Below are 937 nucleotides of genomic sequence, written 5' to 3' on the forward strand. Positions count from 1 at the left end.
AACCCAATCCGAAACAGATCAAGCCGGCACGTCAGCCCGGAGAAAGATCTGGGCTAGCGGGAGCCCTGGCAGGCGTGACGTTGCCGTACGAGCGGGACCTTTACGACATTCCAGTCGCGAATCTCACCAGAGGCGAATCGGCGGAGCTGCGAGATGTCATCAAAATCGTCGTTGCGGCAGGCCTGTCGGCCGACGCAAGCAGTCGCGACGCCATGGTCCACGCGGTTTCCACGAAGATTCTCGAGCTGCCTTCCGTGCCCGCGACCATCAGCCTTCATTCGCCACGCCGCCCGGAAGAGCTCTATCGTTTTACAACCCGCTTAGTCGACTCAGTAGTTGCTGCCTATCCATGGATCAAGCCGCTGTTCTTTACCGATTTAGGAGTCAAGCTCCAGCGCGTTGATTCGGACCTAATGCACACCATATCGATCCGTGTACTGAGGCAGACAGGTTTCTCTCTCTATCCGGTCCACGACTCAGTTCTGGTTCCCGAGTCCCTCAAGGCCAAGGTCTGCACGATCATGACCAAGGTCGCAGAAGAGCACGGCTACTCCATTCCTCTCCGGGTCTACCCACCGTTGAAATCTGGGTCTGCCCCTACCCTTCTCGACAGACAGGAGAACAGAGAAGAACCACTATAGGGACCTCTAGTTGGTACAGGCCTGACCTGCATATATGAGGTCGAGGATCAGGGTTGAAAAGTGCAGCAGAAAGCCAACTGTGAACACGTATCGAAGCGATCCAGGGGACAGTGAACGATCCGTACAAGCGGTACTGAGCAGAGCTACTGGCAGCGGTACCGGGGACTCAGATCAACAAGTACGTCATACGGCCTGACGATCACAGCAAGGGGGCCTTCGACTTCGGTGAGCGTCGTCAGGGCCTTGACCCCGGATGTTGGACACGGGGATTTTCTGGCTATGCAGCCTGGATGAGG

At 56.8% G+C, this 937-nt stretch carries 1 protein-coding gene; it reads left to right on the forward strand.

Annotated features, from left to right (window positions below):
• The coding region (locus tag ACHIRB_RS16790) for a hypothetical protein (protein ID WP_395127729.1) at nucleotides 1-641 on the forward strand (641 nt) is incomplete at its 5' end.
• Nucleotides 642-937: the final 296 nt, after the last annotated feature.

It is taken from the genome of Antrihabitans spumae (genome assembly GCF_043944905.1).
Lineage (GTDB): Bacteria > Actinomycetota > Actinomycetes > Mycobacteriales > Mycobacteriaceae > Antrihabitans > Antrihabitans spumae.